This is a genomic window from uncultured Sulfitobacter sp. (assembly GCF_947499945.1).
Lineage (GTDB): Bacteria > Pseudomonadota > Alphaproteobacteria > Rhodobacterales > Rhodobacteraceae > Sulfitobacter.
Genome location: NZ_CANMQD010000024.1, coordinates 1 through 272, shown reverse-complemented (window position 1 = coordinate 272; position 272 = coordinate 1). Strand labels below are relative to the sequence as shown.

Here is a 272-nt window from a genome sequence, read left to right as displayed (position 1 = left end):
ATCCTCACCACAAGCGGGACCCTTGCGATCTCGGATGTGGATGCGGGCGAGGCGGTCTTTACCGCTGCAACCCTCACCGGCACAAATGGCGATCTGAGCATCGATACGGCCGGCAACTGGAGCTTCACGGCGGACACCACCCAGTCGGCGATTCAGGAACTGGGCGCAGGCGACAGCCTCTCCGAGGTCTTCACCGTCGCTTCCGCAGATGGCACCACTCAGGACATCACCATCACGATCAACGGCACCAACGACGCCGCCATGATCAGCGG

Annotated in this window: 1 protein-coding gene; it reads left to right on the top strand. The window is 62.5% G+C overall.

Going from position 1 to position 272, the window contains the following annotated elements:
- On the top strand, positions 1–272 hold a 272-nt coding region (locus Q0775_RS19945), incomplete at both ends, for a VCBS domain-containing protein (protein ID WP_298865415.1).